Source organism: Pseudomonas sp. PDM15, from assembly GCF_014851565.1.
GTDB lineage: Bacteria > Pseudomonadota > Gammaproteobacteria > Pseudomonadales > Pseudomonadaceae > Aquipseudomonas.
Map to the genome: position 1 here is coordinate 37,180 of NZ_JACVAA010000010.1, position 15,954 is coordinate 53,133.

Sequence of the window (15,954 nt, forward strand, 5' to 3'; positions counted from 1 at the left end):
TCCTCTTTCAGTTAGTCGGCGGTTGCGGGAGCCATGAACGCGGCCTCCAGCAACTGCTGGGTATAAGGGTGCTGTGGCGCGGCGAATACCTGCTCGGCCGGCCCCTGTTCAACCACCTTGCCCTGCTTGACCACCATCAACTGGTGGCTAAGGGCCCTGACCACCGCCAGATCATGGCTGATGAACAGGTACGTCAGGTTGTACTTGGCCTGCAACGAGCGCAGGAGCTCCACCACCTGGCGCTGTACCGTGCGGTCGAGCGCCGAGGTGGGCTCGTCCAGCAGTATCAGCGCCGGTTTCAACACCAGTGCCCGGGCAATGGCAATCCGCTGCCGTTGCCCGCCGGAAAACTCATGGGGGTAGCGGAACCGGGTTTCCGGGTCCAAGCCCACCTCCTTGAGCGCGTCGATGACGGCTTGTTCCTGCTCCGCCTCGCTGCCCATACCGTGGATGCGCAGGCCCTCGCCGACGATCTGGCTCACGCACATGCGTGGGCTGAGACTGCCGAAGGGGTCCTGGAAGACCACCTGCATTTGCCGTCGCAGCGGCCTTACGGCCTGTTGCGACAACCCATCCAGCGCCTGGCCCTGGAAGCGGATGGCGCCCTGGCTGCTGAGCAGTCGCAGGATCGCCATACCGAGGGTGGACTTGCCGGAACCACTCTCGCCCACGATGCCCAGGGTCTGGCCCTGCAGCAGGCTGAAGTCGATACCGTCCACCGCCTTCACATGGTCCACCGTGCGCCGCAGCAACCCCTTCTTGATCGGGAACCACACGCGCAGGTCGTCCACTTCCAGCAGCGGGGCGCCGGCGGGGTTGTCCGCCGGTGCGCCGCTGGGCTCGGCGCCGAGCAGTTCCCGGGTGTAGGGATGCTGCGGAGCGCGGAACAATTCTTCACACGACGCCTGTTCGACGATGCAACCGCGCTGCATGACACATACGCGGTGGGCAATTCGCCGTACCAGGTTGAGATCGTGGGTGATCAGCAGCAGGGCCATGCCCAGGCGGGCCTGCAATTCCTTGAGCAGATCGAGGATCTTCAGCTGCACGGTGACGTCCAGCGCGGTGGTCGGCTCGTCGGCGATCAGCAGCTCCGGCTCGTTGGCCAGGGCCATGGCGATCATCACCCGCTGGCGCTGGCCGCCGGACAATTCGTGCGGATAGGCCTTGAGGCGCTTGGCCGGCTCGGGAATGCCGACCAGTTCGAGCAGCTCGATGATCCGCGCCTGAGCGGCCTCGCCGGCCAGGCCCTTGTGCCAGGCCAGCACCTCGCCGATCTGCTTGCCGATGCTGTGCAGCGGGTTGAGCGAGGTCATCGGCTCCTGGAACACCATGGCGATACGGTTGCCGCGGATGCCACGCAGCTTGTCCGGGGCCAGCTTGAGCAGGTCCTGGCCGCCGTACTGGATGCTACCGGCCGGATGGCGAGCCAGCGGGTAGGGCAGCAGGCGCAGGATGGAGTGGGCGGTGACCGACTTGCCCGAGCCGCTTTCGCCGACCAGGGCCAGGGTCTCGCCCTTGCGGATGTCGAAGCTGACGCCTTCGATCACCCGCACGGCCTTGTCGCCGGTAACGAACTCGACGGCCAGGTCGCGCACTTCGATGAGGTTGTTCGAATCGGTCATCTCATTTCCTCGGATCGAAGGCATCGCGGGCGGCTTCGCCGATGAACACCAGCAGGCTGAGCATCACGGCCAGCACGGCGAAGGCGCTGATACCCAGCCAGGGTGCCTGCAGGTTGGCCTTACCCTGGGCCACCAGCTCACCCAGAGAGGGCTCGCCGGCCGGCAGGCCGAAGCCGAGGAAGTCCAGCGAGGTCAGGGTGCCGATGGCGCCAGTGAGGATGAAGGGCATGTAGGTCATGGTCGAGACCATGGCGTTGGGCAGGATGTGGTGAAACATGATGCCGCCGTTGCCCATGCCCAGCGCGCGCGCCGCGCGCACATATTCCAGGTTGCGGCCGCGGAGGAACTCGGCGCGCACCACGTCGACCAGGCTCATCCAGGAGAACAGCAGCATGATGCCCAGCAGCCACCAGAAATTCGGCTGCACGAAGCTGGCCAGGATGATCAGCAGGTAGAGCACCGGCAGGCCCGACCAGACTTCCAGGAAACGCTGGCCGGCCAGGTCGACCCAGCCGCCGTAGTAGCCCTGCAGGGCGCCGGCGAAGACACCGATCACCGAGCTGGCCAGGGTCAGCGCCAGGGCGAACAGCACCGACACGCGGAAGCCGTAGATCACCCGCGCCAGCACATCGCGGCCCTGGTCATCGGTGCCCAGCCAGTTCTGCGCCGAGGGCGGCGCGGGCGCCGGCACCTGCAGTTCGTAGTTGATGCTGGAGTAGCTGAAGGGGATCGGCGGCCAGAGCATCCAGCCATCCTTCGCCGCGATCAGTTCCTGGATATAGGGGCTCTTGTAGTTGGCCTGCAGCGGGAATTCGCCGCCGAAGGTGGTTTCCGCATAGCGCTTGACCACCGGGAAGTACCACTCGCCGTCGTAGCGCACCGCCAGCGGCTTGTCGTTGGCGATCAGCTCGGCGCCCAGGCTGAGCACGAACAGGATGAGGAACAGCCACAGCGACCACCAGCCACGCTTATGCGACTTGAACAGTGCGAGGCGGCGTTGATTGAGGGGGGAGAGCGCCATTCTCAGTTCTCCCGGCTTTCGAAGTCGATGCGTGGGTCGATCAGGGTGTACATCAGGTCGCTCACCAGCTTGGCCACCAGGCCGAACAGGGAAAAGATGAACAGGGTTCCGAACACCACCGGGTAGTCACGGTTGACGATGGATTCGAAGCCCAGCAGGCCGAGGCCATCTAGGGAGAAGATCACCTCGATCAGCATCGAGCCGGCGAAGAAGATGCCCAGCACCGCCGCCGGGAAGCCGGCTACCACGATCAGCATGGCGTTGCGGAACACATGGCCGTAGAGCACGCGGCTGTCGGTCAGGCCCTTGGCGCGAGCGGTGGTCACGTACTGCTTGCCGATCTCGTCGAGGAAGCTGTTCTTGGTCAGCAGGGTGAGGGTGGCGAAGTTGCCGATTACCAGTGCCGTAACCGGCAGGGCCAGGTGCCAGAAGTAGTCGAGGATCTTGCCGCCCAGGCTGAGCTCGTCGAAGTTGCCCGAGGTCAGTCCGCGCAAGGGGAACCAGTCCCAGTAGCTGCCGCCGGCGAACAGCACGATCAGCAGGATGGCGAAGAGGAAGGCGGGAATGGCGTAGCCGATGATGATCGCCGAGCTGGTCCAGACATCGAAGGCGCTGCCGTGGCGGGTGGCCTTGGCGATGCCCAGGGGTATGGAGATCAGATAGGTGATCAGCGTGCCCCACAGGCCCAGGGAGATGGAGACGGGCATCTTCTCCAGGATCAGCTCGATCACCGTGGCATCGCGGAAGAAGCTCTCGCCGAAGTCCAGCTGGGCGTAGTTGCTGATCATCAGCCAGAAGCGCTCGGGGGCGGACTTGTCGAAGCCGTACATCTTCTCGATCTCGGCCACCAGCTCCGGGTCCAGCCCCTGGCCGCCGCGGTAGTTGGAGCCGGCCACGGCGACTTCGCCTCCTCCGCCGGAAACCCGTGCGGTGGCACCGCCGGAGGCAGCATCGAAGCCTTCCAGCTTGGCGATCATCTGCTCCACCGGGCCGCCGGGAGCGGCCTGGACGATAATGAAGTTGATCAGCAGGATGCCGAGCAGGGTGGGGATGATCAGCAGCAGGCGACGGAATATATAGGCCAGCATTACTCGGCTTCCTGCGAGGATTCGGTGGCAGGGGCCGACTGCGGGGCGTTGAATGGCTTCTCCTGCCACCAGCTCATCAGCCCATAGTCGTACAGCGGTGTCACGGCCGGGCGGCCGAAACGCTGCCAGTAGGCGACGCGCCAGGTATCCACGTAGTAGTTGGGCACGACGTAATGCCCCCACAGCAGCGCGCGGTCCAGGGCGCGGGCATGGGTGATCAGCGACTCGCGCGAGTCGGAGCGGATCAGTCCCTCCACCAGTTGGTCGATAGCCGGATCACGCAGGCCCATCAGGTTGCGACTGCCGGGGTTGTCGGCGCTGGCGGAGTGCCAGAACTCGCGCTGCTCGTTGCCCGGCGAGCTGGACTGCGGCCAGATCGCCGAGGTCATGTCGAAGTCACGCGAGCGTAGGCGGTTGATGTACTGCGAGGTATCGACCCGGCGGATCTGCAGATCGATGCCCAGCTCGGCCAGGTTACGCTTGAAGGGCAGGATCACCCGCTCCAGGTTGGGCTGGAAATTGAGGAACTCGAAGGCCAACTGCTTGCCGTCCGGGCCGATCATCTTGTCGTTTTCGATGCGGTAGCCTGCCTCGGTCAGCAGCTGGAAGGCACGCCGGCTCTGCTCGCGGATGATGCCGCTGCCATCGCTGACCGGCGGCTTGAACTCCTGGGTGAAGACTTCCGGCGGCAGCTTGTCGCGCAGCGGCTCCAGCAGCTTCAGCTCGGCCTCGGAGGGCAGACCGGTGGCAGCCATCTCGGAGTTTTCGAAGTAACTGTGGGTGCGCTTGTAGGCGCCGTAGAACAGCTGCTTGCTGGCCCACTCGAAGTCGAACAGCTGGGCGATCGCCTCGCGTACCCGGCGGTCCTGGAACATCGGTCGGCGCAGATTGAATACGTAGCCCTGCATGCCGGCCGGGTTGTGGTTGGGGATCGCCTGCATGGCGAACTTGCCGGCGCGCAGGGCCGGGCAGTCGTAGCCGGTGTTCCAGTCCTTCGCCGAGTACTCCAGGTTGACGTCGAATTGGCCGGCCTTGAAGGCCTCCAGGGCCACCTGGGTGTCGCGGTAGTAGTCGATCTGGATGGTGTCGAAGTTGTACAGACCGCGGCTAACCGGCAAGTCCTTGGCCCACCAGTCCTTGACCCGCTCGAAACGCACCGAACTGCCCGGCGAGACCTTGCCGATCTGGTAGGGGCCGCTGCCCAGAGGCGGCTCCAGGCCGCCCTTGCCGAAGTCGCGGGTGGCCCACCAATGCTTGGGCAGCACCTGGATCTGGCCGAGGATCAGCGGCAGCTCGCGGTTGTCCTTGTGCTTGAAGTCGAAGCGCACCTTCAGCTTGTCCTCGGCCACCACCTGCGCCACGTCGGCATAGTAGTGGCGGTACATTGGGTCGCCTTTCTCGAGGAGGATGTTGAAGGTGAAGATCACATCGTCCGCGGTCACCGGTGTACCGTCATGGAAGCGAGCTTTGGGGTTGAGTATGAAGCGCACGTAGCTGTTGTCCGGCGCCTTGTCGATCTTCTCGGCGAGCAGGCCATACTCGGTGAAGGGCTCGTCTGGCGAGTGATAGGTCAAGCTGTCGTAGATCAGACCGACGCCTACCGCGTTGCCCTTGGGGATGAAGGGATTGAAGCTGTCGAATCCGCCAATGTCGCGTTGGCGCAGTAGACCGCCCTTGGGTGCATCCGGATTCACATACTCGAAGTGCTTGAAGTCCGCCGGGTACTTGGGCGGCTCGTCGTAGAGGGTGATGGCGTGGCGCGGTTCGGCCTGGGCCGCGCCGGCAAGCATCAGCAGGGCGGCGCCTAGGGTGCGCAGGGTAGGGCTCATCGAACGGTCTCCGTGGGCTTCAGCCACCAGGCCCGCAGCCCCAGGGTGTAGGGCGGGGTGGTGACGAAGGCGAACCGGTTGCGGTACGCCAGGCGATGGTGATTGATGTACCAGTTGGGAATGCTGTAATGCTGCCAGAGCAGAACCCGGTCCAGGGCCTTGGCGGCGGCCACCTGCTCCTCGCGGGTCTGTGCGGCGAGCAGTTTGTCGAGCAGGGTGTCGACCACTGGGTGGCGCACGCCTGCGTAGTTCTTGCCGCCTTTCACGCTGGCCTGGCTGGAGTGGAAGTACAGCCACTGTTCCAGTCCGGGGCTGAGGCTCTGCGGCAGGGTCATGAGGATCATGTCGTAGTCGAACTGGTCGAGGCGCTGCTTGTACTGGGCGCGGTCCACTGTGCGCAGGTCGGCCTGGATGCCGATGTTGGCCAGGTTCTCGGTGTAGGGCTGGAGGATGCGCTCGAGGTTGGGGTTGACCAGCAGGATCTCGAAGCGCAAGCGCTCGCCCTTGGCGTTGACCAGATGCTGGCCGGAAGGTTTCCAGCCGGCCTCGGCGAGCAGGCCCAGTGCCTTGCGCAGGGTCTCGCGCGGAATGCCGCGGCCGTCGGTGGCGGGCAGGGTGAAAGGCTGGGTGAACAGCTTGGCCGGCAGCTGCTCGCGATAGGGCGACAGCAGCAGCCATTCACCGCCCTCGGGCTTGCCGCTGGCGGCGAACTCGCTGTTGGGGTAGTAGCTCGGGCTGCGCTTGTAGGCGCTGTTGAACAGGGCGCGATTGGTCCACTCGAAATCGAACATCAGGCCCAGGGCCTCGCGCACCTTGCGTGTGGCGAAGATGTCGCGGCGGCTGTTCATGAACAGCGCCTGGGTCTGGGTCGGAATCTGGTGCGGGATCTCGGCGCGGATCACGTCGCCACGGGCGATGGCGGGGAAGCGGTAGGCGTTGGCCCAGTTCTTCGCCTGGTGCTCGATGTAGAAGTCGAACTCGCCGGCCTTGAATGCCTCGAACGCCACGCTGCTGTCGCGGTAGAACTCCACCTCGACTCGATCGAAGTTGTATTTGCCGCGGTTCACCGCCAGCTTCTCGCCCCACCAGTTCTTGACCCGCTCGAACACCAGGCGCCGACCCGGTTCCACCTGGGTGATGCGGTAGGGGCCGCTGCCCAGTGGCACATCGAAGCTGGTGGCCCTGAAATCGCGCTTCTTCCAGTAGTGCTGCGCCAGTACCGGCAACTCGCCCAGACGCAGGATCAGCAGCGGATTGCCGGCGCGCTTGAACACGAAGCGGATGCGGTGGCGGTTGAGGATGTCGACCCGCTTCACTTCCTGCAGCGTGGTGCGGTACTGCGGGTGACCGTCCTTGACCAGGGTGCGGTAGGTGAAGGCGACGTCGAACGCGGTGATCGGCTGACCGTCATGGAAGCGGGCTTCCTCGCGCAGGTTGAACACCACCCAGCTGCGGTCCTCGCTGTACTCGACGCTCTTGGCAATCAGCCCGTAGCTGGAGGCCGGTTCGTCGCCCGAAGGGTCGTAAGCGCCGGTGCCGACCATCAGCGGTTCGTTGAACTCGCTCACCCCGTACTGCAGGAAGTTGGGCGCCGCCGACGGGCTACTGCCCTTGAAACTATAAGGGTTGAGGGTGTCGAACGTGCCATAGGCCATAACTCGCAGCGTGCCGCCCTTGGGCGCGTCGGGGTTGACCCAGTCGAAGTGGGTGAAGCTGGCCGGGTACTTGAGCATGCCGAACTGGGCATAACCATGGCTTTCGTCGATGGTCGCGAAGGCGGGAAAGCTCATGGCCAGGCCGAGAATCAGCGAGAGCAAGGGTCGCATCGGGCGGGGATCCGGTCCATGGGAGGCTTTCTGACCATGGGTTCAGGAACGAGTCGAAACCCGCACCTGGCCATCGTTTGTTTATCTGTCGGGTACAGTAACAGCTTGTATCCGCTGGAAAAAGAGTGCCTTTTTCAGGGCATGTGCCATCAATTTGATTACACTGAAGCAAATTGCAAAGAGGTCGCTGCCTTGGCGGAACGCAGTATCGGGTTACAGGCATGGATAGACCGTTTGAATCAGGCCGAATTGCCTGCTCTCGCCGCCGTGGTGCAGGATCTGCATCGCCTGTCGCAGGCCGACAAGGCTTCGGTGCAGCAGCTGGCCGATGTGCTGCTGCGTGACGCCTCGCTTACTTCCAAAGTGCTGCGGGTCGGTAACAGCGTCTATTACAACCCTTCCCAGGAAAGCATCCGCACCATTTCGCGAGCCATCGTGTTGATCGGCTTCGACAACGTGCGCCTGATCGGCATGTCGGTCAGCCTGATCGACAGTCTGCTCACCCGAGTGCCGCGCGAGCAGCTGCAGATGCTGCTGGCACGCTCGTTCCACGCCGCCGTGCAGGCGCGCAACATCGCCGGCTACGTGCTGACCAAGAACCAGGAAGAAGTATTCATCGCCGCGCTGCTGCACACGGTCGGCGAGCTGGCCTTCTGGGCCTGTGGTGGCGAGCAGGCCGACGAGCTGGCCGAAGCCCTGGAGCAGCCGGGCGTGGAGATGGACGATGTCACGCGCGAGGTGCTCGGCCTTACCTTCCGCCAGCTCACCCAGGGCCTGGTGAAGAGCTGGAACCTGGGCGAGCTGGCCACCTTCGCCCACGGCAGCGGCAACCAGCACGACCCGGCGGTGCGCTCCATCAGCCTCGGCGTGAAGATCAGCGAGGCGGCGCTGGAGGGCTGGGACTCACCAGAGATGGAGAAGCTGGTGGAGCAACTGGCGGAGTTCACCGGGGTCAGCGCTGAGGACGCGCTCAAGCAGGTGCTGGAGAGCGCCCAGGAGGCGGTCGAGGTGGCGGCCACCTTCGGCGCCAGCCAGCTGTGCAAGCTGATTCCCAACACCGATCCGGAACAGATCAAGCTGCAGCAGCAGGAGCGCAAGGCGCGCCTGCTGCAGCCGAACCTGCTGGTGCTGCAGCAGGCGCTGCAGGACCTGGGCATGATGGTCAACCAGAAGGGCGACGTCGGCCTGATCCTCGATACCCTGCTCAAGGGCCTGCACCAGGGCGCGGGTCTGGAGCGGGTGATGCTGACCGTGTTGGCCGATGGACAGACCGCCTTCCGCGCCAAGCGTGCGGTGGGCGAGGGCACCGAGCAGTGGCTGACGGACTTCCAGCTGCCGGCCAAGCAGGCCGAGCAGCCGCATATCTTCAGCTATGCGCTACGCAACCGCGAGGCCCTGTGGATGGGGGTGCCGGCCAGCTACAACCTGGCCGAGTTGGTGACCCTGCCCATGCGTCAGATGCTCGGCCAGGGCATGTTCTTCATCGCTCCGCTACTGGCCGGCACGCGCGAGATCGGCGTGCTGTATGCCGACAGCCGGGTGTCCGGACGAGCGCTCAAGCACGAGCAGTTCGTTGCCTTCCAGCGCTTCACCCAGCTCACCGGGCGCTGCCTGGAGGCGTTGAGCAAGCGCTGACGAAAAGGCCGCCCTGAGGCGGCCTTTTTCATGGAGCAAGACTTCTGTCAGTCGAGATACAGGGTCAGGGTCTGCCCCGGCTTCAGCGCGCGGCTGTCGCTACGCGGGTTCCAGCTCTGCAGATGCTTGACGTTGACATTGAAACGTTGGGCGATCAGGTACATCGAGTCGCCGTTCTTGACCCGGTAATAGGTCACGTTCTGCCGGGCATTGCTCTTCGCAGCAGCCACCGAGTTGCCGGTACCGCCGCTACCGCCGCGGATATCCAGCACCTGGCCCAGGCTCAGCTTGCTGCGGGCATTCAGGCCGTTCCAGCGCTGCAGGTCCTTGAGCGAAACGCCGTGGGCATTGGCGATCTGCCAGAGGTTGTCGCCGCTCTTCACCTTGTAGCGCTGCGGCTGGCTGGCCGGCGCCTTGGCCACCTGCTGCAGGCCTTCCATAGGCTCGCGGCCACCCTGGGCGGGAATGTTGAGAACCTGGCCGACGCGCAGGCTGTTGCTGCGCAGCTGGTTGACGTCCTTCAGGGTGTTCACCGTCAGGTGATAGCGGTTGGCGATGCTGTGCAGATTGTCGCCCGAGCGCACCCGGTATTCCTGCCAGCGCACCACTTCCTGCGGTTTCATCAGTGCCAGGTTGGCATTGAACAGCTCGGCCTTGGCAATCGGCACCAACAGATGCTGCGGGCCGTCCATGGTGATGCCCTTCTTGAAGGCGGGGTTGAGGCTCTCCAACTCGTCCTCTTCCATGTCGACCATGGCCGCCACCCGGGCCAGATCCAGCCCCGGCTTGCTCGCCACCTGCTCGAAGTAGGGCTCGTTGGCGATCGGGTTGAGGCGCACGCCGTAGGCTTCCGGCGACAGCACGATCTGCGACAGGGCCAGCAGCTTGGGCACGTAGTTCTGGGTTTCCTGCGGCAGCGGCAGGTTCCAGTAGTCGGTGGGCAGGCCGAGCTTCTGGTTGCGCTCGATAGCGCGGCTCACCGTGCCTTCGCCGGCGTTGTAGGCGGCCAGGGCCAGCAGCCAGTCGCCGTTGAACATGTCGTGCAGGCGGGTCAGGTAGCTCAGCGCGGCATTGGTCGAGGCGGTGATGTCGCGGCGGCCGTCGTACCAGTTGGTCTGGCGCAGGTTGAAGTGACGGCCGGTGGAGGGAATGAACTGCCAGATGCCTACGGCATGGCTGCGCGAGTAGGCGAGGGGGTTGTAGGCGCTTTCGATCACCGGCAGCAGCGCCAGCTCCATCGGCATGTTGCGCTCTTCCAGACGCTCGACCACGTAGTGGATGTACAGGCTACCGCGCTCGCTGGCGCTTTCCAGGAAGGACGGGTTGCTGACGAACCACAGACGCTGGTTCTCGATGCGCGGGTTGATGCCGATCTCGTCCTGCAGCTTGAAGCCGTCGCGCATGCGCTCCCAGATATCCGTGGGCGCTTGCGGTTCGGCGGGCTCGTTGAGCCATTCCGGCTCCTGCTGCAGGGCAACGGCGCGGTCGGTATCGCTGCCATCGTCGTCGCTCGGCGCCATGTTCTGACAGCCTGCCAGACCCAGGCACAGAAGCACCGCCAGAGCCTTCGCTCGCCGGGTCAGCGCTGCTGAATCAAGGGTTCCGAAAGGTAATAAGAACATCGGTCGGTAGCATCTGTCGGCGCAAAAAAAAGTGGGGGGATTCTAGGAATGCCCCCTGGGGTGGTCAAGTTTTCACCAGCCCTCCGGTCAGTTGTCAGGCCACCTTGAACTGGTCTTTCCAGCTGCGCAGGCAAGCGAACACCTCGTCCGCCGTGCGCTGCTGGGCGCCGTTCCGCTCGTCGATTTTTTCTTTAATGGATGTTTCGTCGCAGCGTAGGAAGGGGTTGGTAGCCTTCTCCAAGGCGATGCTGGAGGGCAGGCTGATACGTCCGCTGGCACGCCAGGCGCTGACCTCGGCGAAGCGCGCTGCCACCGCCGGATTGTGCGGCTCCGCCGCGCGGGCGAAGTGCAGGTTGCTCAGGGTGTATTCGTGGGTGCAGTACACGGCGGTGGCGTCCGGCAGGGCGGCCAGGCGCTGCAGGGAGGCGTTCATCTGCTGCGGCGTACCCTCGAACAGACGGCCGCAGCCGGCGGCGAACAGGGTATCGCCGCAGAACAGCCAGCCTTCCTCGGCCTGGTAGTAGGCGATATGGCCGAGCGTATGGCCGGGCACGGCATATATAAGGAAGCTGCGCCCGAGTACCTCGACCCGCTCGCCATCATCCAACGCCAGATCGCGGGCCGGGATGTTCTCCCGCGCCGGGCCGCTGACCCGGGCTCCGCAGGCTTCCTTGAGCCTGGCCACGCCGCCGATGTGGTCAGGATGGTGATGGGTGACGAGGATATCGGTGAGCTGCCAGTCCGGGTGCGCGGCCAGCCAGTTCAGCACCGGCTGCGCGTCGCCCGGGTCGACCACGGCGCAGCGGCGGGTGGCGGGGGCCTGCAGCAGCCAGATGTAGTTGTCGCTGAAGGCGGGCAGGGCGTCGATCTGAAACATGTGCGGGGTCGCCATTTGGAGAGCAATGGCGCATCTTAATCGGCAACGTCCCGCTTGTGTCATGGAGGTCCCGATGAGCGAACCACCCTTCGCCCAGGCCGATGCCGACTGGCTGCAACTGACCGCCGCCGCCCGCGAGTGGCTGGCCTCGCCGCTGGGCGAGCTGCTGCTGAGCGAAGAGCGTCAGGCGCTGGACGAGGAACTGGCGCGCTACTTCGGTGGCTACCTGGTGCATTACGGCCCGGCCGCGGCCGAGCCGCCCAAGGCGCCGCAGATTCGCTGCAATGTGCGCCTGGGTGCGCCGCTGGCCGGCGTGCACATCGCCTGCGAGGAGCAGGCCTGGCCGCTCGGCGAACACGCCGCCGACGTGGTGGTGCTGCAGCATGGCCTGGACTTCAGCCTGTCGCCCCATGGCCTGCTGCGCGAGGCAGCGCGCAGCGTGCGCCCGGGCGGCTATCTGCTGGTTACCGGGGTCAATCCCTGGAGCACCTGGGACCTGCGTCATTACTTCGCTCGCGATGGTTTTCGCCAGGCCCGCTGCATCTCGCCCGGCCGCCTGGCGGACTGGCTCAGCCTGCTGGGATTCGCGCTGGAGAAACGCCGCTTCGGGTGCTATCGTCCGCCGCTTTCTGCGCCGGCCTGGCAGGCACGGCTGGCCGGGCTGGAACGCTGGGGCGGTCGTCTGCAGGCCCCGGGCGCCGGCTTCTATCTGCTGGTGGCGCGCAAGCTGGTGGTCGGCCTGCGTCCGTTGCGGCCGGTGCAGCGGGCCAGCATGGGCAAGCTGCTGCCGATGCCGGTGGCCAAGGTCAGCCGGCGCGACTCGGATAACTAGAGCATTCAATGAGCGAAGAAGTAGTCGAGATCTATACCGATGGCGCCTGCAAGGGCAATCCCGGCCCGGGTGGCTGGGGGGCGCTGATGATCTACAAGGGCGCGGAGAAGGAGCTGTGGGGCGGCGAGCCCAACACCACCAACAACCGCATGGAGCTGATGGCGGCGATCTGCGCGCTGATCGCTCTGACCCGGCCCTGCTCGGTGCGCCTGGTGACCGACTCGCAATACGTGATGAAAGGCATCCAGGAATGGATGCCGAACTGGAAGAAGCGCGGCTGGAAGACCTCGACCAAGGAGCCGGTGAAGAACGCCGACCTGTGGCAGGCGCTGGACGAGCAGGTCAATCGCCACAAGGTCGAATGGCAGTGGGTGCGCGGGCATACCGGCCATCCGGGCAACGAGAAGGCCGATCAGCTGGCCAACCGCGGTGTGGACGAAGTGAGGGCAATGAAGCATGCGTAGTGTGGTACTGGACACCGAAACCACCGGCATGCCGGTCACCGATGGTCACCGCATCATCGAGATCGGCTGCGTCGAGCTGGAAGGCCGCCGCCTGACCGGCCGACACTTCCATGTCTACCTCAATCCCGATCGCGAGATCGACGAGGGTGCCATCGCGGTCCACGGCATCACCAACGAGTTCGTCGCCGACAAGCCGCGCTTCAAGGACGTGGCCGACGAGTTCTTCGAGTTCATCACCGGCGCCCAGCTGATCATCCACAACGCGGCGTTCGACGTCGGCTTCATCAACAACGAATTCGCCCTGCTCGGACAGAGCGAGCGCAGCGACGTCAGCGACTATTGCTCGATCCTCGACACCCTGCTGATGGCACGCGAGCGCCATCCGGGCCAGCGCAACAACCTCGACGCCCTGTGCAAACGCTATGGCGTCGACAACTCCGGTCGCGACCTGCACGGCGCATTGCTCGACGCCGAGATTCTCGCCGACGTCTACCTGACCATGACCGGTGGCCAGACCCACCTGTCGCTGGCTGGCGAGGGCGGTGATGGCTCCGGTCGCGTGCTGCCCAGCCCGATCCGCCGTCTGGACCCGGGTCGCAACCTGACCCGCGTGTTGCGTGCCAGCGCCGAGGAGCTGGCCGCCCATGCGGCGCGCCTGGCGATCATCGAGAAGTCCGCCGGCGGCCCGTCGCTGTGGGCCAAGATGGACGCGCCGGCCGAGGAGCCTGTGAGCTGAGCGGAACCGGTCGTATGGCCAATGCGACCTTTTCTTACAGCCTTCCGCACTGGGGGTTCCGCCCGTTGGGGCGAACTTCTAACCTGAGGGGATAGGTGCCCGAGAGCACCACCCTCAGGAACCTCCAATGTATAAAGACCTGAACTTCCCCATCCTCATCGTTCACCGCGACATCAAGGCCGATACCGTCGCCGGCGAACGCGTCCGCGCCATTGCCGAAGAGCTGGGCAAGGACGGCTTCACCATCCTGCCCACCGCCAGCTCCGCCGAAGGCCGCATCGTCGCCTCCACCCATCACGGCCTGGCCTGCATCCTGGTGGCCGCCGAGGGGGCGGGGGAGAACCAGCGTCTGCTGCAGGACATGGTCGAGCTGATCCGCGTCGCCCGTGTGCGCGCGCCGCAGCTGCCGATCTTCGCCCTGGGCGAACAGGTCACCATCGAGAACGCGCCGGCCGAGGCCATGGCCGACCTCAACCATCTGCGCGGCATCCTCTATCTGTACGAAGACACCGTATCGTTCCTCGCCCGCCAGGTGGCGCGCGCCGCGCACAACTACCTCGATGGCCTGCTGCCGCCCTTCTTCAAGGCGCTGGTGCAGCACACCGCGCAGTCCAACTATTCCTGGCACACACCTGGCCATGGCGGTGGCGTGGCCTATCGCAAGAGCCCGGTGGGGCAGGCCTTTCACCAGTTCTTCGGCGAGAACACCCTGCGTTCCGACCTCTCGGTGTCGGTGCCCGAGCTGGGCTCGCTGCTCGACCACACCGGCCCGCTGGCCGAGGCCGAGGCACGCGCGGCGCGCAACTTCGGCGCCGACCATACCTTCTTCGTGATCAATGGCACCTCGACGGCGAACAAGATCGTCTGGCACTCCATGGTCGGTCGTGACGACCTGGTGCTGGTGGACCGCAACTGTCACAAGTCGATCCTCCATTCGATCATCATGACCGGCGCCATTCCGCTGTACCTCTGTCCGGAGCGCAACGAGCTGGGCATCATCGGGCCGATTCCGCTTTCCGAGTTCAGCAAGGAATCGATCCAGGCCAAGATCGATGCCAGCCCGCTTGCCCGCGGCCGCGCGCCCAAGGTCAAGCTGGCGGTGGTGACCAACTCCACCTACGACGGCCTCTGCTACAACGCCGAGATGGTCAAGCAGGCCCTGGGCGACTCGGTGGAGGTGCTGCACTTCGACGAGGCCTGGTACGCTTACGCCGCGTTCCATGAGTTCTATGCAGGGCGCTACGGCATGGGCACCCAGTGCGACGAGCATTCGCCGCTGGTGTTCACTACCCATTCCACCCACAAGCTGCTGGCGGCCTTCAGCCAGGCCTCGATGATCCACGTGCAGGACGGCGGCGCGCGCCAGCTGGACCGTGATCGCTTCAACGAGGCGTTCATGATGCACATCTCCACTTCGCCGCAGTACGGCATCATCGCCTCGCTGGACGTGGCCTCGGCGATGATGGAGGGCCCGGCCGGGCGCTCACTGATCCAAGAAACCTTCGACGAGGCGCTGAGCTTCCGTCGCGCCCTGGCCAACCTGCGCCAGAACCTGGAGCAGGACGACTGGTGGTTCAGCATCTGGCAGCCGGATCAGGCGGGCGGCGAGGGCGTGCAGACCACTGACTGGCTGCTGCAACCCAACGCCGACTGGCACGGCTTCGGCGATGTGGCCGAGGACTACGTGCTGCTCGACCCAATCAAGGTCACCCTGGTGATGCCGGGGCTGTCCGCCGACGGCAAGCTTACCGAGGCGGGCATCCCCGCGGCGGTGGTCAGCAAGTTCCTCTGGGAGCGCGGCCTGGTGGTAGAGAAGACCGGCCTGTATTCCTTCCTGGTGCTGTTCTCCATGGGCATCACCAAGGGCAAGTGGAGCACCCTGCTCACCGAGCTGCTGGAGTTCAAGCGCCTGTACGACGCCAACGTGCCGCTGCTCGATGCGCTGCCATCGATTGCCCGCGAGGGCGGGGCACGTTACGCCGGCATGGGGCTGCGTGACCTGTGCGATCAGCTGCATGGCTGCTACCGTGAGAACGCCACGGCCAAGGCGCTCAAACGCATGTACACGGTGTTGCCGCAGGTGACCATCAAGCCCGCCGATGCCTACAACCAGCTGGTTCGTGGCGAGGTCGAGGCGGTGCCTATCGAGCAACTGGAGGGGCGCATCGCCGCGGTGATGCTGGTGCCTTACCCGCCGGGCATTCCGCTGATCATGCCGGGCGAGCGCTTCACCGCCGAGACCCGCTCGATCATCGACTACCTGCAGTTCGCCCGTACCTTCGACAGCCAGTTCCCCGGCTTCGACGCCGACGTGCACGGCCTGCAGCGGGAGGAAGTGGCGGGGCAGGCCTGCTATACAGTGGATTGCATCAAGGAGTAACGCACGGCCTGTAACTTCC

General features: G+C 65.0%; 12 protein-coding genes. 5 read left to right on the top strand and 7 right to left on the bottom strand.

From position 1 onward, the window contains the following. Nucleotides 1–11 precede the first annotated feature (11 nt). Genes IB232_RS22560 through IB232_RS22580 form a run of 5 tightly spaced genes read right to left on the bottom strand, consistent with a single transcriptional unit; the run spans nt 12 to nt 7,389 of the window. On the bottom strand, nt 12–1,625 hold the full coding sequence (locus tag IB232_RS22560; RefSeq protein WP_192400787.1) for an ABC transporter ATP-binding protein: 1,614 nt from the start codon (nt 1,623–1,625) through the stop codon (nt 12–14). A gap of 1 nt (nt 1,626) precedes the next feature. Continuing rightward, complete coding sequence (locus tag IB232_RS22565) at nt 1,627–2,646, bottom strand: ABC transporter permease (protein WP_137972672.1); 1,020 nt, start codon at nt 2,644–2,646, stop codon at nt 1,627–1,629. Nucleotides 2,647–2,648: 2 nt separating this feature from the next. Then, nucleotides 2,649–3,734: a microcin C ABC transporter permease YejB gene (locus tag IB232_RS22570; RefSeq protein WP_192400788.1), complete on the bottom strand. Its 1,086-nt coding sequence runs from the start codon at nt 3,732–3,734 to the stop codon at nt 2,649–2,651. Further along, nucleotides 3,734–5,563 (bottom strand): extracellular solute-binding protein, encoded by a 1,830-nt coding sequence (locus IB232_RS22575; protein WP_192400789.1) that lies wholly within the window; start codon nt 5,561–5,563, stop codon nt 3,734–3,736. Before IB232_RS22575 ends, IB232_RS22570 begins: the two co-directional genes overlap by 1 nt. Then, the gene (locus IB232_RS22580; protein WP_192400790.1) at nt 5,560–7,389 is read right to left on the bottom strand and encodes an extracellular solute-binding protein; all 1,830 of its coding nucleotides are present in this window, start codon (nt 7,387–7,389) and stop codon (nt 5,560–5,562) included. Before IB232_RS22580 ends, IB232_RS22575 begins: the two co-directional genes overlap by 4 nt. Before the next feature lie 141 nt (nt 7,390–7,530). Between IB232_RS22580 and IB232_RS22585 the strand changes: the two genes are divergently transcribed. Next, nucleotides 7,531–9,024, top strand: coding sequence for an HDOD domain-containing protein (locus tag IB232_RS22585; protein WP_412547756.1), 1,494 nt, complete (start codon nt 7,531–7,533; stop codon nt 9,022–9,024). 47 nt (nt 9,025–9,071) lie between these two features. Here the strand turns inward: IB232_RS22585 and IB232_RS22590 are convergent, their stop codons facing one another. Together IB232_RS22590 and gloB are read right to left on the bottom strand one after the other, a co-directional pair. Further along, nucleotides 9,072–10,646 (bottom strand): LysM peptidoglycan-binding domain-containing protein, encoded by a 1,575-nt coding sequence (locus IB232_RS22590; protein ID WP_192400792.1) that lies wholly within the window; start codon nt 10,644–10,646, stop codon nt 9,072–9,074. Between the two features lie 94 nt (nt 10,647–10,740). Then, nucleotides 10,741–11,523: a hydroxyacylglutathione hydrolase gene (gloB, locus tag IB232_RS22595; protein WP_192400793.1), complete on the bottom strand. Its 783-nt coding sequence runs from the start codon at nt 11,521–11,523 to the stop codon at nt 10,741–10,743. A gap of 73 nt (nt 11,524–11,596) precedes the next feature. Between gloB and IB232_RS22600 the strand changes: the two genes are divergently transcribed. The 4 genes from IB232_RS22600 (at nt 11,597) to IB232_RS22615 (ending at nt 15,935) form a co-directional block, all read left to right on the top strand. Beyond that, nucleotides 11,597–12,355, top strand: a complete 759-nt coding sequence (locus tag IB232_RS22600; protein ID WP_192400794.1) for a class I SAM-dependent methyltransferase — start codon at nt 11,597–11,599, stop codon at nt 12,353–12,355. 8 nt (nt 12,356–12,363) lie between these two features. Further along, nucleotides 12,364–12,819: a ribonuclease HI gene (gene rnhA / locus IB232_RS22605; protein WP_192400795.1), complete on the top strand. Its 456-nt coding sequence runs from the start codon at nt 12,364–12,366 to the stop codon at nt 12,817–12,819. Beyond that, nucleotides 12,812–13,555 (top strand): DNA polymerase III subunit epsilon, encoded by a 744-nt coding sequence (gene dnaQ / locus IB232_RS22610; protein ID WP_192400796.1) that lies wholly within the window; start codon nt 12,812–12,814, stop codon nt 13,553–13,555. The genes rnhA and dnaQ overlap by 8 nt, the downstream gene beginning before the upstream one ends. Nucleotides 13,556–13,682: 127 nt before the next feature. Next, nucleotides 13,683–15,935: an Orn/Lys/Arg decarboxylase N-terminal domain-containing protein gene (locus IB232_RS22615; RefSeq protein ID WP_192400797.1), complete on the top strand. Its 2,253-nt coding sequence runs from the start codon at nt 13,683–13,685 to the stop codon at nt 15,933–15,935. Nucleotides 15,936–15,954 lie beyond the last annotated feature (19 nt).

Coding starts and splice junctions, on each gene's coding strand:
- IB232_RS22570 (WP_192400788.1), bottom strand. CDS start 3,734: ATGCTGGCCTATATATTCCGTCGCCTGCTGCTGATCATCCCCACCCTG.
- IB232_RS22585 (WP_412547756.1), top strand. CDS start 7,531: ATGTGCCATCAATTTGATTACACTGAAGCAAATTGCAAAGAGGTCGCT.
- IB232_RS22580 (WP_192400790.1), bottom strand. CDS start 7,389: ATGCGACCCTTGCTCTCGCTGATTCTCGGCCTGGCCATGAGCTTTCCC.
- IB232_RS22560 (WP_192400787.1), bottom strand. CDS start 1,625: ATGACCGATTCGAACAACCTCATCGAAGTGCGCGACCTGGCCGTCGAG.
- gloB (WP_192400793.1), bottom strand. CDS start 11,523: ATGTTTCAGATCGACGCCCTGCCCGCCTTCAGCGACAACTACATCTGG.
- IB232_RS22575 (WP_192400789.1), bottom strand. CDS start 5,563: ATGAGCCCTACCCTGCGCACCCTAGGCGCCGCCCTGCTGATGCTTGCC.
- IB232_RS22565 (WP_137972672.1), bottom strand. CDS start 2,646: ATGGCGCTCTCCCCCCTCAATCAACGCCGCCTCGCACTGTTCAAGTCG.
- IB232_RS22590 (WP_192400792.1), bottom strand. CDS start 10,646: ATGTTCTTATTACCTTTCGGAACCCTTGATTCAGCAGCGCTGACCCGG.
- IB232_RS22600 (WP_192400794.1), top strand. CDS start 11,597: ATGAGCGAACCACCCTTCGCCCAGGCCGATGCCGACTGGCTGCAACTG.
- dnaQ (WP_192400796.1), top strand. CDS start 12,812: ATGCGTAGTGTGGTACTGGACACCGAAACCACCGGCATGCCGGTCACC.
- IB232_RS22615 (WP_192400797.1), top strand. CDS start 13,683: ATGTATAAAGACCTGAACTTCCCCATCCTCATCGTTCACCGCGACATC.
- rnhA (WP_192400795.1), top strand. CDS start 12,364: ATGAGCGAAGAAGTAGTCGAGATCTATACCGATGGCGCCTGCAAGGGC.